The following is a 17,113-nucleotide window of genomic DNA, read 5'->3' on the forward strand; positions in this document are numbered from 1 at the left end:
GGGCGCTACGACGCCGGGCTGAACACCGACCAGCCGGTGCGCTGGGCCAGTTCCTCCAGCGCCAGCGTGCCGAGATGGCTGTTGCCGCTGTCGTTGAGGCCGGGCGACCAGACCGCGATCGAAGCGCGGCCCGGCACGATCGCCAATATGCCGCCGCCCACTCCGGACTTTCCGGGAATACCTACGCGGAAGGCGAAGTCGCCCGAGGCATCGTAATGGCCGCAGGTCAGCATAAGAGCATTGATGCGCCGCGCCCGCCGGGGAGAGACGACGCGGCCACCCTCTGGATGGTGCCCGTCCAGCATCAGGTAGCGGCCGGCAAGCGCGAGTTGGCGACAGTTCATCTCGATCGCGCACTGGTGGAAATAGGTGCCCAGGACCAGATCGACCGGATGCCGGATGTTGCCGAAGGCGCTCATATAATGGGCGAGCGCCATGTTGCGGTGGCCTGTGGTGGTTTCCGACGCGGCGACCGCCTGGTTGACGCGGATGCTGTCGTCGCCCGACAGGTATCGGATGAAGCGGAGCATCTCGCCGATGGCGACGCGCGGCTGGTGGCCGCCCAGATTGACGTCGGCGACGACAATCGCGCCGGCGTTGATGAAGGGGTTGCGGGGGATACCATGCTCATATTCGAGCTGGGTGATCGAGTTGAAGGCGTTACCCGAAGGCTCCCGCCCTACCCGTTCCCACAGCTGGTCGCCGACCTTGCCGAGTGCCAGGGTCAGCGCGAAAACCTTCGAGATGGACTGGATGGTGAAGCCTGTATCGGCATTCCCGCCGGTGAACAGGCCGCCGTCCGCGGTCGCGATGGCAATGCCGAACTGCGCCGGATCGACCTTGGCCAGCTCGGGGATATAGCTCGCGACCTGCCCGCGATCCTTTGCTCCCGCCATGGCCGCCGCGATCCCGGCGGTCAGTTCGGCAAGATCCACTGGCAATATCCCGCCTTCCCCATCATTATGGCCAGGACGATGCTATCGCAAAGCAGCCCGAGAAAGAAGGGCCGCCGCCCTCAGGGCGCGGTGATTTCCACGCGGAAACCGCCATCGCCTTCGGCGACGATGGGATTGGGACCGCCAAGCGAGAAACCCTGCTCGATAGACACGCCACGCGTTCCGGTGTTGCATCCCCCCGACTCGACCGGGCGGGTATAGCGTGCCGTAAGTTGGTAAGGTGCCATGGGGGGCGAACGATAGGGCTGCCCGTTAATCACGATCTCGACCTGCCGCATCGCCGCCATGCGCGGCCCCTGTTCGCATGCCGCCGTGCCGGAAACCGGCTCGTTGAGCAAGATACGGGCGGTGGACGCACCGATCGACAGCGGCCCCGCCCACAGCGTCTCCCGGCCGAGCAGTACCCGAACCATCACGCGCGTTACGGGGACTGTAGCCCGACTGACAGGCGCGGGATTGAACACCGGCGGGGGCGCTGCTCTGGGCACGGCTATCGATTGCGTTGGCGGCGTGGGCTCAACGGTGTTTCCATAAGCAGAAGCGCCCGCGAACATCAGCGATGCGGCGATCATCATCTTCATAAAAGGCTTTCCCTCGAGAGCGAAAGCCTTGTGAATGCGAAAACTTACCGATCGGTTACGCCGCCGGTACGCTCACCAGTGCGGCCTTCACCGTGTCCAGCGCGGCCTGCGCCTTGTCGCCGTCGGGGCCGCCGCCTTGGGCCATGTCGGGACGGCCGCCACCGCCCTTCCCGCCCAGCGCTTCGACGCCGGCACGAACCAGGTCGACGGCGCTGATCGTGCCGGTGAGGTCGTCCGTGACGCCTACGGCAATGCTGGCTCGTCCCTCGACGACCGCCAGCACCGCAGACACGCCGCTGCCAAGCGTCGCCTTATTCTGATCGACGATGCCGCGCAGTTCCTTGGGATCGAGGCCCTCGATCACCTGTCCGATGAAGCTGACCGACCCGACCTGCTCCGGCCCAGCCGCCTTGGCCGCGCCGCCGCCGCCCAGCGCCAAGGCCTTCTTCGCTTCGGCCAGTTCGCGTTCCAGCCTGCGGCTCTGCTCGACCAGGGCGGCGATGCGCGCGGGCACATCCTCCGGCGTGGTCTTGAGCGCGGCGGCGGTCTGGCGCAGCTTGTCGTCGCGCTCGGTCAGCCACAAGCGCGCGGCTTCGCCCGTCAGCGCCTCGATGCGGCGCACGCCCGAGGAGACGGCACTTTCCGAGATGATCTTGAACAGAGCGATGTCGCCGGTGGCGTTGACATGGGTGCCGCCGCACAGTTCGACCGAATAATGCAATTCCTCGCCCAGCGGCCCCCCGCGGCCCATGGAAAGGACGCGCACTTCATCGCCATATTTCTCGCCGAACAGCGCCATGGCGCCCGCCGCGATGGCGTCGTCGGGGGTCATCAGGCGCGTATTGACCGCCTCATTATAGCGTATTTGCCCGTTCACATCGGCTTCGACGGCGGCGATCTGCTTGTGGGTCAGCGCTTCGGGATGCGAGAAGTCGAAGCGCAGGCGGTCGGGCGCGACCAGGCTGCCCTTCTGCGTCACATGCGCGCCCAGTTCCTTGCGTAGCGCGGCGTGGAGCAGGTGGGTGGCGCTGTGATTGGCGCGGATGCGGTCGCGACGATCGACGTCGATGGCGAGGGATACCGTATCGCCGACCTTGATGCTGCCGGACTCCACCTTCGCCTTGTGCGCGTGGAGGCGGCCGAGCGGCTTGGACGTGTCCTCGACCGTCGCGGCAAAGCCCGCCTGCGTCGTGATCGTGCCCGCGTCGCCCATCTGGCCGCCGCTTTCGCCGTAGAATGGCGTCTGGTTGGTGATGATGACGACCTCGTCGCCCGCCGATGCGCTGTCGACGCGCGCGCCGTCCTTGACGATCGCGCGGACTTCGCCTTCGCCCCTGGTCGAGGCGTAGCCGATGAATTCGGTGTTGCCGACTTCCTCGGCGATGTCGAACCAGATCTCGTCCGACGCCTTCTCGCCCGATCCCTTCCAGGCAGCGCGGGCGGCGGCTTTCTGTTCCGCCATGGCGCTGTCGAAGCCGGCGCGGTCGACGGAAAGGCCCCTGCCCCGCAGCGCGTCCTCGGTCAGGTCGTAGGGGAAGCCATAGGTGTCGTAGAGCCGGAACGCGGTCTCACCCGGCAAGGTACCACCTTCGGCCATGCCGACGGTGGCTTCGTCCAGAAGTTTCAGGCCGTTTTCCAGAGTCTTGCGAAACCTTGTTTCCTCGCGGAGCAAGGTTTCCTCGATAAGCGGCTGGGCGCGCACCAGTTCGGGATAAGCGCCGCCCATTTCCGAGACGAGGCTGGAGACGAGGCGGTACATCAGCGGCTCCTTCGCGCCGATGATGTGCGCGTGGCGCATGGCGCGGCGCATGATGCGGCGGAGCACATAACCGCGCCCCTCGTTCGCCGGCAGCACGCCGTCGGCGATGAGGAAGCTGGTCGAGCGCAGATGATCGGCGATGACGCGGTGGCTGGCCTTGTACTCGCCGTCGGTCGCGGTGCGGGTCAGCGCGCCGCTCTCGGCGATTAGCGCCTTGAAGGTGTCGGTGTCGTAATTGTCGTGGACGCCCTGAAGGACGGCCGCGATGCGCTCCAGCCCCATGCCGGTGTCGATGCTGGGCCTGGGCAGTTCGGAGACGATCTCGTTCGCTTCCTGCTCATATTGCATGAAGACGAGGTTCCAGATTTCGACGAAACGGTCGCCATCCTCTTCAGAGCTTCCCGGAGGGCCGCCCCAGATATGATCGCCATGGTCGTAGAAGATCTCCGAGCAGGGACCGCAGGGGCCGCTGTCGCCCATCGCCCAGAAATTGTCCTTGGTCGGGATGCGGATGATCCGCTCCTCGGGCAGGCCGGCGATCTTCTTCCAGAGATCGAACGCCTCGTCGTCGGTGTGATAGACGGTGGCGGTCAGCTTCTCCGGCGGGAGGCCCCATTCCTTGGTGAGCAGGGTCCAGGCATGGGTGATCGCCTGCTCCTTGAAATAGTCGCCGAAGCTGAAATTCCCCAGCATTTCAAAGAAGGTATGGTGGCGCGCGGTGTAGCCGACATTGTCGAGGTCGTTATGCTTGCCGCCAGCGCGCACCGACTTCTGCGAGGATGTCGCGGTCTTGTAGGGGCGGGTTTCGAGGCCAGTGAAGACATTCTTGAACGGCACCATGCCGGCGTTGACGAACATCAGCGTCGGATCATTGTGCGGCACCAGCGGCGCCGAAGGAACGATGGTGTGGCCGTTTGCCCCGAAATAGTCGAGGAAGGAGCGGCGAATGTCGTTGGTCGAGGTCATGGCCGCGATGTAAGCGAGAGCGCTCCGGCGCACAAGCGGGGCTTTTGGGCGTGGGAAATTGAGGGCCTGGGGCGATTTGGGTGGGAAGGGGACATATTTATCGTCACGCAACCTGCATGAGCGCCACCGATTATGATCTCGAACTTGAGCAGTTGGAAGAGCGCGCTACGGGTAAGCTCGCAACCGCCGACACGTTCGACGGCGCGGCGTTCGAAGCGCTCTCTACAATCATATCTCGGACAAAGCCCGGGACCTTCGAGAAGTGAGCGTTGTTTCGAAGCAAATCCTTCGTTCGCTGCGGAAAACCGCCGCAAACACTCAAATGACGGCGTGACGGATCCCGTAAATTCATCGCTTAAGACGGATAAAAATTCGTTCAGTAGACATCGCGTCGGTAGCGTCCGGCCTCAGCCAACTCGCTCAGTATCTCTTCGCCCAGCATTTCGGCAAGGGCGGAATGAACGCCTGCAGCCATGCCATCGAGGCTGCCGCACACGAGGATGGTTGCCCCGCGAGCGAACCAGTCATCGAGGGAAGAACGGGCGCCGGCGAGAAGATGCTGAACATAGCGACCGCATTCCACATCCCGCGAGAATGCGCGGTCCAGTCGAGCTAAAGTCTCGTCCTGCAACCACATCTGCAATTCGGAATCGAAGAAGGCATCATGGGCGCGTTCTCGCTCACCGAACATCAGCCAATGCCCTTTGCACCCAGCATGTGCCTGCGCGCGCAGGTGAGATCGCAGTCCGGCAATGCCGGTGCCGTTACCGATGAGGATCAACGGCGCGCCATTGGCCTCGACCCGGAATTCGGGGTTCGGGCGCACGCGCATGGCGACCGTCCCGCCGACTTTGATCCCTGCTGTTAGCCAACCCGAGCCGATACCGAGATTGCCGTCCGGACGACGTACCTGGCGCACCACCAGATCCACGGTGCCATCCTCAACTATAGACGCGATGGAATATTCCCGCGGGGGCAGAATGGAGTGCGGCAGGCTGGCCATGACGGCAACGCCCCGCCCGCCATCGCGCCTCGCCGCGTCCACAAATGCCTGCTTGGCGAGCTGGTCAGAAGCGACAGCCGCGCCAGTCCCTTCCTCAAGAAGCTTGGGCTGCACCTCCGCGAGATCGCCTGCCTGCCAGCGAATGTCGTCGTGCGGAGGCTTGAGCTTCAGATGATAGACCGGAGCGTGCGCGCTGCCGGGATTAAGAGTCGTCCGTTGCACCAGCGTCCAGTCGGACATTTCGGGTGTCACTGCACGCGCGGGCTCGTGCGCGCCCAGGCTGGCAAGCAGCGCCTGCCATTCCCGATCGGCGAGCGGATCGTTCCGATCTATCAGGATCGCATCGCGCATGGGCCTCGCGCCGCAGGAGATCAGCCATTGGTCGACCTTTCGCCCGAAGGCGCAGAAGGCGCGATATTCCCGATCGCCAAGCGCCAGGAGGCCGAACTCCAGATGCGAGAGGTCGATCGATGCCAGCATCCGTCGGGCAAAGTCCTTGGCCATGTCCGGCGGTTCACCTTCGCCATAGGTGCTCACGACAAGCAACAGGCGCCGGGTTGCGGCGAGCAGCTCCGGCGTCAGCGCGTGCAACTGCACGACGCGCGCTGACGCGCCTCCGTCCGCGAAAGCTATCGCGGCGTCGCGGGCCTTGAGCTCTGCAGTCCCGGTCTGGCTCGCGAAAGCGATCACAAGGTCGTTCGGTCCGGCAGGCTTGAGTTCCTTTGCGAGCCTTCGCGCTTGGCGCTGACGCCTCCGTCGGGACAAATAGAGCAGGTAGCCGGTAATCGCGAACAAGGGCATCGTCATACTGCTGACGAAGATGATGATGCGACCGCCGATGCCTAAGAATGCGCCGCGATGCACTTCGACCATGCTCTGCGAAACGATCGTGCCGATCGATCGCGTGTCATAGAGGTCACGGCGGGTTCGCTCGCCCGTCCGTGTGTTGTAGCTGAAGCGATCCCACTGCCGCTCGTGGCGCGCATCTTTCGGAAGCGCCTGGAGATTGAGGACAGGCTTGCCGGGAGAAGGTGCGCTGATCGCCACCCAGGCGTAGCGATCCCGCGTTTCTTTCCGAAAATTGGCCCAGGCGCGGTCCAGAGAGACGGACGCGGACTTCTTTGCCTTCGCCGGCGCTTCATCGCCGTCCTTGCCGACGGCCTTGCCGGTCAACGTGTAGGTCGCCGCGCGCCGATACCAGTCATAGCTCCACCACAGACCCGTCGTCGCGCTCAGCAGATAGGCGGCCAGGACCCATGTGCCGACGATCGCATGCAGGGCTCTCCACATGTTCCGGCCTGATTTACGAAGGTCCAGAACGAGCCATTCGCGCCAGTCCCCCGCCCGCCGCGGCCAGCGGAGATAGAGGCCCGAGAGCGAAAAGAAGATCAGCGCCAGCGCCGCGAAGCCTGTTATCTGCCTACCTATTCCCGATCCGCCGCCAGGAAGCGCAAGCCAGCGATGAAGGTCTTCGACCGTGGCAAAGAAGGAAGCCCCCCGAGGCTCACCGAGCCATTCGCCCGTCGCACGGTCTACCCGGCCATCCAGACGCACAGCTTTGCCCTGCCTCTTTACAAGCCGGACGCCGTGCGAGCGATCACGCGCCATCTCCCACTCGATCCGCCTGAAGCGGTAGCCGGGATGCTGCGCCTCGACGCGAGCGACGAGCGCGTCCGGGCTGAGATCTGGAGTGGCTGGGACGCCGCGAAAGAAAAGGGAGGGCGACAAGGCCTCCATGATTTCGTCTTCGAAGCTCATGGTCGCGCCAGTGACGTCCATCACCGCGAGAACCAGGCCCGCCGTGATGCCGAGAAACCAGTGGGCCTGGAAGATGACGCGCTTCGTCACTCTATGACCTGCTCCGCACTTGCTGGGGTTGGCTGGGGAGATCGATCGTCAACGAAGCCCGCACCGTGCGGCTCGCGCCGACATTCAGAGTGTTCCCTCCGGTCGCCCAGTAGCGCTTGTTGGTAAGGTTATCGCCGTTGAGGCGGAAGGTCAGGCTGGTTCCGCTTTTCAGCGTGAACCTGTAGCTGCCCCCGAGGCTGTAGGTGACGAAGCCCGGCAGGACAGCGAGATTGGCCGCATCGGCATAACGGCTTCCGATATAGTAGGCCCCTGCATTGATCGCGAGGCGGTCGATCGCAGGTAGGCGATACTGGACGAAGGCGGAACCGGACCATTCCGGAGTGTTGACCACGCGCTTGCCGTTCAGGGTCGCCGATCCGGTTTCACGCTGTTTGGCATTGAGATATTGGCCGCTCAGCGCGACCTCGAAGCCATGGCCGAGCGCTCCCAGCAGCGAGCCTTCCACGCCGCGGTGGACCGCGCGCCCGTCGACCACAAACAGATTATCCGCATTGGCATAGCTTAGCGCGCGATCGATGTTGAACCAGGAGAGCGACGCCATCGCACCGAGCAGCTTCATGCGAACGCCCGCTTCCCACTGGCGGCTGCGGGCGGCCGGCAATGTCTCGCCCGCATTCGTGGTACCATCGGGCGCCAGGCCCGCGCTTTCGAGACCCTGGATATACGATGAGTAGAGGCTGGAAGCGGATGTCAGATGGAGAATGCCGGCGACGGTCGGTGTGACCGTCCGAAGGGTGTAGTCCTGCGAGGCCGTGCGGGTGCGGTATTCGACCGCACGGGCTCCGCCGATCAAGTCGAAGCGGGAGCCGAGCGAGATCACGTCCATGACATAGGCGCCGCTGTCGGTGACGGTGTTGCCGCCGAGCACCGTGCGGCTCGCTGGAACGAGGCTCGACAGGTCGATCGTGACAGGATCGTAGAGGTTCTGTGCGATGGGAGCATATCGCGTCTGCGGCTGATCCCGCCGATATTGGCGAGTCCGCGAAACGCCGAGCAGCAGAGCATGCTGAAGCTGGCCGGTCTCGAGCTTTCCGCCGATTTCCGCCCGCACATAGCGGTTCTGCCAGAACTGATCGGGCGTGCGGGTGAGCGTGAGCCGGCCTGCTCCGGTAGCGAGGTTGACCGACCCGAGCGCCACGATCAGCCGGTCGCGGTGCGCGCTGCTTATGCCGCCTTCAATGCGGGCACTCCAAGTGCCAGCCAAAGCATAATCGGCGCGGGCGGTGAGATTGAGCCCCTCCGTCTTGAAGGGCGCGCCTGCTGGCGCATAACGGTTGGACGGAGACGGTATGTTCGGAAGCGTGATCGTGCCGCGAACAGCCGCAGGGAGGCTTACGCCGCCTGGCTCCTCGCCCTCTCTTCGATAATATTCAGCATCTACACGGAAGGAAAGCCTCTCGCGCGCCTGCCAATCGAACGCGCCGGACACCATCTGCCGGTTGCCGCTGACACCATCGGTCGTAGATTCCGTTTTGGCGCCGAAGGCGTTGATCCGGACGCCGACCTGACCGTCGCTTCCAAAACGACGACCGATATCAACACCGCCACCGAAACCGCCTTGCGCATCGACGATCCCGTAGGCCGCCGTTACATCCTGAGCGCCAGCACGTTTGGTTACGAGGTTGATGATCCCCGAAGGATTGGCAAAGCCGTAGTAGAGCGCGGACGCGCCCTTCAGCAACTCGACCCGCTCCTTGTTCTCGATCGGCATCGGCGCAAAGTTGATGATGGGAAGACCGCCGTTCAGTCGATAATTCGTCTGTGCATCGACCGCGATACCGCGCGCAACGAAGGTATTGGTGTTGAAAGGACTTGTCGTCTGCTGGGTGACGCCGGGCGTATTGCGCAGCGCGTCGTCCAGCCCCTGCGCGCCCTGATCATCCAACAAGGATCTGGGCACGACATTGATCGTCGTCGGCGTATCGAGGACGCCGCGATTGCGAAATGCCCCGACTTGGACAACATCGACCGAATAGCCGTCGCGTTGCCCCGTCACCACGATCTCTTCGTCAAGGCGGCGCTCTTGGGCCATAGCGGGGGAAGCGATCGCAGCGGTCGCCACCGCAGCCATGGTAGAAAGCCGGTACATCGGGGGCCCCTTAAAATCCGGTCCCCATTACCTTCGTTGCAAGTGCATCGCAATAGCTGAATTGATCCGAGGGGTTAGCGGCACTACTGCCAGTGCCTGGGACAATCGTGTTCGCGTGAAAACGTAAGCCGTTGAGGAACAGCTGCGTGCATACACTTGCCTGCTCACTGACCGGGCAAAGGCGGATGAGGTTTGGGCTCAGCTGATGAGCGTTCCTGGCGTTGGACCGATCACCGCGCTCACCTACACCTCGACCATTGAGGATCCGCACTGTTTTGCGAGAAGCGACAATGTCGGCGCCTATCATTACCTGCAGCCGACAAGAAAAGGCTTAGCGCGTCGGGTCCGTCAGACGTTGGCCTGGATGCGACCAGCGCTGTTGGCAATCACCACCATTGGCGCCGGCAAGGATTGCAACCACCCCATGGCCCGCGAGCAGGGACCTCCCACGCTAAGTTAGATCGCTGAGCTTCAGCTGGTGGCGATGGAAGCCACGCCAGCACTTCGCTTGCGGCTCTTTCATTTTGCTCAAGCTATCGAGGACGGCAGAATGGAGGCGACCGCGCGGGAATCGCCACTGCTCACATGTGACCGTCGCCTGAGCCAAAATCCTTGATCGCAGGGCGCCGTGCAGACATGACAGCACCCCGCCGTTATAGGCGGCGGATCAGCTCGAATGTTCAGAGCTTTTCGTCGTGGTACTTTCGGGCTTGGCTTTCCGATCGTGCGCGATGCGGATCAGATACTGACGGATGTCCTCGGCGGCGCCTCGGTCGAGCACGTCGGCGAAGCTCGCCATGCCCGAATCGCTGAGGCCACCCTCGAGCAGGATCGTGAACCAGGCGTCGCTACCCAGCGTCGGGCTGTAGCGCAGATCCGGCTGATTGCCGAGGCTTACCGCGTCATAGCCGTGGCAGACGGCGCAGTAACGCGCATATTTGTCGCGCCCGCGCGCCGCCGCCGCCGGCGATCCCGTCACCGGCGGGGGATCGAGCACCATCGGCTGTGCCGCGGGGGCAGCCGGGAGCTGCACCTTGCCGTCCAGCGCGAACACCAGCAGCCAGTCCAGGTTCGGGCGCCGCCCATCCTTGTCCACCATCCGGCACGCCGAGCCGTACACCCCGCCGCATCCGGCAAGCACGGCGAGATATTGCTTGCCCCGCACGCTATAGGTCATCGGCGCGGCGAGCACGCCCGCCTGCAGCCATTGCGACCAGAGTTCCTTGCCGTCGCTGGCGCGCATCACCTTCAGGAAACCGGTGCCGGTGCCCTGCACGACGAGATCGCCGGCGGTGGTGAGCACGCCGCCATTGCCGAACGTATCGCGCGGCGCCCGCCAGGCCTCCCGCTGGCGCACCGGGTCCCAGGCCAGCAGATAGCCCTTGGCCGCCTGGATCGGCGGGGTCAGGCTCGGATCGCGGGTGCCCAGGCGGGTGGCAGTGTTGTAGCCGATTGGCGACTTGCGAAAGGCGGGATCGCCGACGAACAGGACGGACAGCTCCTGCGCGGGGATATAGACCAGCCCGGTCCCCGGATTGTACGCCATCGGCGGCCAGTTGTGCCCGCCGAGCGAACTCGGCGTCGCATAGAAGGGCTTGCCCCGCTCGCTGTAGCGCGCCTCGGGATTTTCCACCGGTCGGCCGGTGGAAAGGTCGATCTTCTCCGCCCAGTTCGCCGGCACGTATTTTTCGGCGGAGATCAGCTTTCCCGTGGCGCGATCGAGGACATAGAAGAACCCGTTCTTCGGTGCCTGCATCAGCACCTTGCGCACCTCGCCGCCGATCTTGAGGTCGGCGAGGATCATGTGCTGCGTGGCGGTATAGTCCCACTCGTCGCCGGGGACGAGCTGATAGTGCCAGACATATTTGCCCGTATCCGGCCGCACCGCGACGATCGACGACAGGAACAAATTGTCGCCCCTGCCCTCGCTGCGCGCCGCGCGGGACCAGGGCGAGCCGTTGCCCGTCCCGATATAGAGCAGATCGAGCTCGGGATCATAAGCGAAGGCATCCCAGGCGGTGCCGCCGCCGGCCTTCTGCCGCCACCAGGCGTCGCCCGACCATGTCTTCGCCGCCGCCGCCATCTGCGGGTCCGACACCTCGCCGTCCGGCTTGCCGGGCTCGCCAGGCACCGTATAGAAGCGCCAGATCCGACGGCCGGTGTTCACATCATAGGCGCCGACATAGCCGCGCACCCCCAGTTCCGCGCCGCCATTGCCGATAATGACCTTGCCCTTGATGACGCGGGGGGCTCCCGTGATCGTGTACGGCGCGCGCTCATCCGTCGTCTGTACGCTCCACACCGGCTTGCCCGTCCTGCCGTTCAGCGCGATCAGCCGCCCGTCGAGCGTTCCGACAAAGACGCGCCCGTTCCACACGGCGACACCGCGGTTCACCGCGTCGCAGCATGCCTTGACCAGCTGGCGGCGGGGCACTTCGGGATCGAACGCCCATAACGGCTTGCCGGTCGCCGCGTCATAAGCCTTCACCATGCTCCAGGCGGTCGAGACATAGAGCACGCCATCGACCACCAGCGGCGTCGCTTCCTCGCCGCGCGACAGGTTCAAATCGTCATACCACACAAGGCCGAGACGGTTCGCGTTACTCGCATCGATCTGCGTCAACGGGCTGAATCGTTGCTCGTCGTCGGTGCGGCCGGTCCGGATCCAGTCGCCGTCGCCCTTCTGCACCGACGAGCCTTGCAGCCCACAGCTTCCCGTCACCAGGGCGGCGCAAATGAGCAGGATGCGGGCGAACGGGGAAGGCTTGTCAGGCATTGGCGGTCATTGCTCCCCCAGATAGGTGGCTAACCCGGCATCCCATGGCGCCCGGCGCCCTTCCTGTTCAGCCCGATCGATCCGTCCGAACGCGGACTGGACGTAGCGCACGCCCAACCAGCGCAGCGGCTCCGGCTCCCACCGCCGCGTTCGCGTGCGATGCAGTGGAAGGCCCTCCAGCCCCGTCTCCCGGCCGGTGATGAGGCCGGCGAGCAGCTTGCCCGACAGATGGCTGGTCGAAACGCCGCGACCGGTATAGCCGTGCAACTGGCCGATCCTGGCCGTGGGGTCGAAGCTGACGGTCGGCATCCAATCGCGCGGCACCCCCAGATAGCCGCCCCATTGGTGCGAGAAGCCGACCCGCGTCACCGCCGGGAACCAAGCGCACAGGCTGTCGCGCATCCAGCCATAGAAGCGCGCGCTCTGCTGCGTCACATCCGGTGTGGTCGAGCCATAGGTGTAAAGCGCACCCCGGCTGCCATAGAGGATGCGCCCATCGGCGGTGCGGGTCAGATAGTTCTTCAGGTGCGATTGCGAACTCAGGCTCTCGTGCCCGGCCCAGCCGATCTCCGCCCACACATCCGCGGGCAGCGGATTGGTCAGGACGATCATCGACGACATCGGCAACACGTGCCGACGGAAGCTGGGGAGTCCCGGAAGATATGCCTCGGCGGCGACCACCAGCGCCTTGCGCGCGTGCACGGTACCCGTGGCGGTGACCAGCCGGGGGGATTGCGCGGACTCCACGCCCTCGACCGCAGTCTGCTCGTAGATGGTGCCGCCCAGCCGCTCGACCGCGCGTGCCAGGCCGCGCACCAGGTTGCCGGGATGGACCGAGGCGCCAGCCTCCGTCCGCAGTGCGCCGACGATGCCCTTCGCCGCCACGCGCGTCCGCGCCTCGCACGCGTCGAGCAGCCGGTTGCCCTCGCCCAGGCCGAGCCGTTCATAGATGTCGAACGTGCTGCGCAACGCGGGCAGTTGATGCTCGCCGATCGCGACGCTGAGCAGTCCGCCGGCGACATAGTGCGCGTCGACGCCCTCGCGCGCGGTAAATGCGCCAATCTCTTCTACCGAGGCCTGTAGCGCCAGGATCGTGCGGCGCGCCTGCTCGACGCCGAACGTCCTGGTGAGGGGGCCGGGATCGACGGGGAAGCGCGGGGAGCACCAGCCGCCGTTGCGCCCGGAGGCGCCGTATCCCGCGATCTCCCGCTCGACGATCGCGACATCCAGCGAAGGATCGTCGCGCAGCAGATGATAGGCGGTCCAAAGTCCCGAAAACCCGCCACCCAGGATCGCCACGTCGACGGTCACGTCGCCGCTGACGGAAGGGCGCGGCGTCAGATCGTCTGCTGCCGTCTCCAGCCAGAAGCTGGTTTGTCGATAGGCATCGACACCGCGTACATCGCTCACGCAGTCGCGCTTTCGTCGAACAGGATGAAGATCTTCCGGCATGTCTCGCGCACGTCCCAGACGCCCAGGCTGTTCTCGGGGAAATAGATTACGTCGCCGCCGTTGATGACGACGGGCTCGCCATCCTCGGGCTCGAACGTGCAGTCGCCCTCCAGAAAGTGGCAGAACTCGGCCTGGGTGATCTGGCGGCGCCAGCGGCCGGGCGTGCACTCCCACACGCCACACCGCGTTCCCGCAGCGGACGAAGAAGGCTGCGACATCGAACGGACGTGCGACACCGGCACACCAAGCGGTTCGGGGACCGGCTTGCCCTCGCCCAGCGCATCGAATGCTTGGCGCGCCATGAACTTGATTGCTGCCATGAACCCTCCTCTCCCCTTCGGTAAGCGCTAAGCTGCGGCAGCGGCGTTGGAGACTGAAGTTGCGTTCGCGGATCGCGCTGGTGTCGCTAAGTCACCGCGTCAAAGCGGGCGCAACACCCGGTCGAGAAACAGCCTCGTGCGATCCTCCTGCGGGTCGGTCAGCATCGCGCGCGCGGCGCCCTGTTCCACCACGGTGCCGCCGTCCATGAAGATCGCGCGGTCGGCCACCTCGCGAGCAAAGGCGATCTCGTGCGTGACGACGATCAACGTCATGCCCTCTTCGGCGAGAGACCGCATGATCTGCAGCACCTCGCCGACCCGTTCGGGATCGAGCGCGGAGGTCGGCTCATCGAACAGGATGGCGTCCGGCCGCATGGCCAGCGCGCGGGCGATGCCGACGCGCTGCTGCTGCCCACCGGACAGGCGGGCGGGATAGTCGTCGGCGCGATCCGCCATGCCCACGCGCGCGAGCAGGTCGCGCCCCCGCGCCTCCGCCTCCGTCCTATCTTCGCGCAGGACATGGATCGGGCCCTCCACGACATTCTGGAGGACGGTTCGATGCGGAAAGAGGTTGAACCGCTGGAAGACCATCGACACCGATCGGCGGATGGCCGACAGCGACGCGTCGCTCATCTCCCGCCCGGCCACCCGGACCCGCCCCGAATCGGCGCGTTCGAGTCCGTTGAGGCAGCGCAACACCGTCGATTTGCCTGATCCCGACGGCCCGAGCAGGCACACCACCTCGCCCGCCTCCACGGCGAAGGAGACACCGCGCAGCACGCGGTTCGCGCCGAAAGCCTTGTGGATGTTCTCGACCGCGATCATCGGCTCGCCATCCGGCGTTCGAGCAGCCGCACCGCCGCCGCCAGCGGCAGGCTGGCGGCCAGATACAGCAACGCGATCAGCACATAGACCGTGCCGTTCTTGAAGGTGGAGATCGCGAGCAATTGCCCTGCCCGGGTCAACTCCGCGATGGTGATGGTGGACGCGATGGATGAATCCTTCAGCAGCATCACCGCAGTGTTGCCGAACGGCGGCAGCGCGATGCGGATGCCCAGCGGCAGCACCACCCGCCGCATCACCAGGCGATCGTCCATGCCGAGCGATTGCGCCGCCTCCAGCAGGGCGGGATCAACCGCCTCGAAGCCGGCGCGAAAATTCTCCGCCTGATAGACGGAGTAGGCGAGGCCGAGGCCGATCACGCCGGCGGCGAAGGGATACAGGTTGATGCCGATCTCGGGCAGCACGAAATAGACGCAGAACAGCTGTACGATGATCGGGATACCGCGCACGACGTTGATGATGGCGGCGGTCGCCGCCCGCAAACCGATGAAGCGGGATCGCGCCATCGTCGCCCATACAAGCCCCAGCAGCACGCTCACGACTAATGCACACAGCGTGAGGAGAATGGTGGTATAAAGGCCGCGCAGCAGCACCGGCAGGAAGATGGCCGAGTCCGTCAGGAATTCCGCCATCAGGTCAGCCCCCATTGTGTCCGAATTTGCGCAAGTCGCGCCGGCCGCAAACGCTCGATCGCGGCATCGATACGTGCCAGGGCGGGATCATGGCGACGCATGATGAGGCACAGCGCCTCCTTGCCCGGCGAGACGAACTCCGCCGCAAGACGCAGCTTCTCGCGCGGGCGCACGCGCAGCTGATAGGCGAGCACCGGCGCGTCGCCATAGCCCGCATCCAGGCGCCCATGATCGAGATCGCGCATGACATCGGCCAGGCTCTCGTATGTCGCCACGTTCGCCACGCCCGCCTCCGTCAGCTGGTCGGTGAAGCGCGTGCCCACCTGCGCCCCGACCCGCAGCCGCCGAACCGCGCGAAGATCTGCGAACGGTCCAGCATCTCGGTGCACGACCAGCCCGCCGCCATATTCGTACAGGGGCTTGCTGAAGGCGACGATCTTCTCGCGCTCGGGCGTGCGCAGCATGGCCGCGGCAATCAGGTCGATGCGGTGGGTAAGCAGGGACGAGATCAGCGCTGAAAAGGGCGTGATGGCCGTGTCGACCGGGATGCTCGCCGCTTCCGTCACCGCCATCGCCATGTCGATCATCGATCCGGTCAGATCGTTGGTCGCGGGATCGACGAAGCTGAACGGCACCCCGGTCGGCGAAGAGCCGATTCGCAGCGTTCCCTTTTCCCGCGCCGGCTCGCATGCCGCCAGCACCACGCACGCGGCCAGCCCTGCGAGCGCGGTGCGCCGTGACGGCAAAGCAGGAAGCGATCTGGTTTGAAGCACGGGAGGATGGTGCGCTGCGGCTCCAGGCATGCAAAGATGACAAGTGGCAGCTCGGTGGTGATGACAAATCACCGCCGGCATTTCAGCCGCGCGCTTCGACCATCATCTTTTCCAGCCAGCGTCGAAAACCCTGGATCACGGGCTCCTGCCAGCGTTCCCGGCGTGCGGTGAAGACGTAACCGCCCAGAAAGACGGGGCCGAAATCGCCGATTTCGATCAGCGCCCCCTGATCCAGATCATCGGCCGCCAACAGTGTGTTGGTGAGCGCTATGCCCTGGCCCCGGCGTGCCGCGGCCACCGTCATGTGCGCGTGCCACAGCTTCGCTCCACCCAGCGTGTCGCCCACCTCGACATCATGCGCGCGAAACCAGCGACGCCACTGGCTGGTGTCCGATTCGTGCAGCAGCGGCGCGTCGAGTAGCGCGGACGGCGTATCGAAGCCGGCGCTCTGCCGCAGGAACTCCGGCGCGGCAACGGCGATGATTCGCGGCCGCAGGATCTCGACCGAACGCGTATCTTCGTCCTGCGCGGCCGGAGCCTCGCCATCGATGGCATAGGAGATATGCGCGTCCGCCTCGTGCGAGGCGAAGCGCGGGATATTGTCTGTCGGTTGCACTTCCAGTTCAACTTCCGGATGCAGCGCGCTGAAGCCGCCGAGCCGGCCGCTGAGCCATTGCGAGGCGATGCCCGGCACGGACCAGACGCGCAGCCGCCCGTCGTCGTTGCGATGGGTCAGCTCAGCACTGGCCGAGGCAAGTTCGGCCAGTGCTGCGCAGACGCGGCTGTGGAAGCGGGCGCCCTCCCGCGTCAGCCCGCCCGAGGCGCGATTGGCCAGCGGTACGCCCGCCCATTGCTCCAGCGAGCGCAGGTGCCGGCTCACGGCCGCATGATCGAGCGACAGGGCCGCCGCCGCGCGCCGGATACCGCCACACGTCCCGATCGCCTCGAATGCCCGCGTAGCGGCAAACGGCGGAAGCGCCCGCCGTTGCGCGGGTGTCAGCCCCTGTCGTGCGCTATCCCCTGCTGCCATCGTCCCACCCCCGACGTATATTACCGTCTGATGATGGCCGCTGGTGTCGCCATGTCAACAGTTT

14 protein-coding genes are annotated in these 17,113 nt (G+C 65.2%); 2 read left to right on the plus strand and 12 right to left on the minus strand.

Going from position 1 to position 17,113, the window contains the following annotated elements:
* Positions 1-5: 5 nt before the first annotated feature.
* The 3 genes from M529_RS34850 to alaS form a co-directional block, all read right to left on the minus strand.
* Complete coding sequence (locus M529_RS34850; RefSeq protein ID WP_021317871.1) at positions 6-935, minus strand: glutaminase; 930 nt, start codon at positions 933-935, stop codon at positions 6-8.
* An 80-nt stretch (positions 936-1,015) separates the two neighbouring features.
* A complete protein-coding gene (locus M529_RS34855) occupies positions 1,016-1,369 on the minus strand; it encodes a hypothetical protein (protein ID WP_161626341.1) in 354 nt (117 codons plus the stop codon).
* Between the two features lie 223 nt (positions 1,370-1,592).
* A complete protein-coding gene (gene alaS, locus M529_RS34860; RefSeq protein ID WP_031294934.1) occupies positions 1,593-4,262 on the minus strand; it encodes an alanine--tRNA ligase in 2,670 nt (889 codons plus the stop codon).
* A 116-nt stretch (positions 4,263-4,378) separates the two neighbouring features.
* On the opposite strand from alaS, the gene M529_RS49710 reads away from it, so the two are divergent.
* Positions 4,379-4,528: a hypothetical protein gene (locus M529_RS49710; protein ID WP_021317874.1), complete on the plus strand. Its 150-nt coding sequence runs from the start codon at positions 4,379-4,381 to the stop codon at positions 4,526-4,528.
* Positions 4,529-4,638: 110 nt separating this feature from the next.
* Here the strand turns inward: M529_RS49710 and M529_RS34865 are convergent, their stop codons facing one another.
* A complete protein-coding gene (locus tag M529_RS34865) occupies positions 4,639-7,113 on the minus strand; it encodes a PepSY domain-containing protein (protein ID WP_021317875.1) in 2,475 nt (824 codons plus the stop codon).
* Position 7,114: 1 nt separating this feature from the next.
* On the minus strand, positions 7,115-9,205 hold the full coding sequence (locus M529_RS34870) for a TonB-dependent siderophore receptor (protein ID WP_021317876.1): 2,091 nt from the start codon (positions 9,203-9,205) through the stop codon (positions 7,115-7,117).
* A 223-nt stretch (positions 9,206-9,428) separates the two neighbouring features.
* Between M529_RS34870 and M529_RS50565 the strand changes: the two genes are divergently transcribed.
* Positions 9,429-9,683 carry a transposase gene (locus M529_RS50565; protein ID WP_084491032.1) on the plus strand — a complete coding sequence of 85 codons (255 nt, stop codon included), beginning with the start codon at positions 9,429-9,431 and terminating at the stop codon, positions 9,681-9,683.
* Positions 9,684-9,890: 207 nt separating this feature from the next.
* Here the strand turns inward: M529_RS50565 and M529_RS34875 are convergent, their stop codons facing one another.
* The 7 genes from M529_RS34875 to M529_RS34905 form a co-directional block, all read right to left on the minus strand.
* The gene (locus M529_RS34875; RefSeq protein ID WP_021317877.1) at positions 9,891-11,999 is read right to left on the minus strand and encodes a PQQ-dependent dehydrogenase, methanol/ethanol family; all 2,109 of its coding nucleotides are present in this window, start codon (positions 11,997-11,999) and stop codon (positions 9,891-9,893) included.
* Between the two features lie 6 nt (positions 12,000-12,005).
* A complete protein-coding gene (locus M529_RS34880; RefSeq protein WP_021317878.1) occupies positions 12,006-13,409 on the minus strand; it encodes an NAD(P)/FAD-dependent oxidoreductase in 1,404 nt (467 codons plus the stop codon).
* Positions 13,406-13,771, minus strand: coding sequence for a cupin domain-containing protein (locus M529_RS34885; RefSeq protein ID WP_021317879.1), 366 nt, complete (start codon positions 13,769-13,771; stop codon positions 13,406-13,408). Before M529_RS34885 ends, M529_RS34880 begins: the two co-directional genes overlap by 4 nt.
* A gap of 99 nt (positions 13,772-13,870) precedes the next feature.
* Positions 13,871-14,596 carry an amino acid ABC transporter ATP-binding protein gene (locus M529_RS34890; protein WP_021317880.1) on the minus strand — a complete coding sequence of 242 codons (726 nt, stop codon included), beginning with the start codon at positions 14,594-14,596 and terminating at the stop codon, positions 13,871-13,873.
* Complete coding sequence (locus M529_RS34895; protein WP_021317881.1) at positions 14,593-15,246, minus strand: amino acid ABC transporter permease; 654 nt, start codon at positions 15,244-15,246, stop codon at positions 14,593-14,595. The genes M529_RS34890 and M529_RS34895 overlap by 4 nt, the downstream gene beginning before the upstream one ends.
* A complete protein-coding gene (locus M529_RS34900; protein WP_201766340.1) occupies positions 15,246-16,019 on the minus strand; it encodes a substrate-binding periplasmic protein in 774 nt (257 codons plus the stop codon). Before M529_RS34900 ends, M529_RS34895 begins: the two co-directional genes overlap by 1 nt.
* 82 nt (positions 16,020-16,101) lie before the next feature.
* On the minus strand, positions 16,102-17,049 hold the full coding sequence (locus M529_RS34905; RefSeq protein ID WP_021317883.1) for a LysR substrate-binding domain-containing protein: 948 nt from the start codon (positions 17,047-17,049) through the stop codon (positions 16,102-16,104).
* Between the last annotated feature and the right edge of the window lie 64 nt (positions 17,050-17,113).

The organism is Sphingobium ummariense RL-3, assembly GCF_000447205.1.
Lineage (GTDB): Bacteria > Pseudomonadota > Alphaproteobacteria > Sphingomonadales > Sphingomonadaceae > Sphingobium > Sphingobium ummariense.

Coding starts and splice junctions, on each gene's coding strand:
- M529_RS34855 (WP_161626341.1), bottom strand. CDS start 1,369: ATGGTTCGGGTACTGCTCGGCCGGGAGACGCTGTGGGCGGGGCCGCTG.
- alaS (WP_031294934.1), bottom strand. CDS start 4,262: ATGACCTCGACCAACGACATTCGCCGCTCCTTCCTCGACTATTTCGGG.
- M529_RS49710 (WP_021317874.1), top strand. CDS start 4,379: ATGAGCGCCACCGATTATGATCTCGAACTTGAGCAGTTGGAAGAGCGC.
- M529_RS34870 (WP_021317876.1), bottom strand. CDS start 9,205: ATGGCTGCGGTGGCGACCGCTGCGATCGCTTCCCCCGCTATGGCCCAA.
- M529_RS50565 (WP_084491032.1), top strand. CDS start 9,429: ATGAGCGTTCCTGGCGTTGGACCGATCACCGCGCTCACCTACACCTCG.
- M529_RS34875 (WP_021317877.1), bottom strand. CDS start 11,999: ATGCCTGACAAGCCTTCCCCGTTCGCCCGCATCCTGCTCATTTGCGCC.
- M529_RS34885 (WP_021317879.1), bottom strand. CDS start 13,771: ATGGCAGCAATCAAGTTCATGGCGCGCCAAGCATTCGATGCGCTGGGC.
- M529_RS34890 (WP_021317880.1), bottom strand. CDS start 14,596: ATGATCGCGGTCGAGAACATCCACAAGGCTTTCGGCGCGAACCGCGTG.
- M529_RS34895 (WP_021317881.1), bottom strand. CDS start 15,246: ATGGCGGAATTCCTGACGGACTCGGCCATCTTCCTGCCGGTGCTGCTG.
- M529_RS34905 (WP_021317883.1), bottom strand. CDS start 17,049: ATGGCAGCAGGGGATAGCGCACGACAGGGGCTGACACCCGCGCAACGG.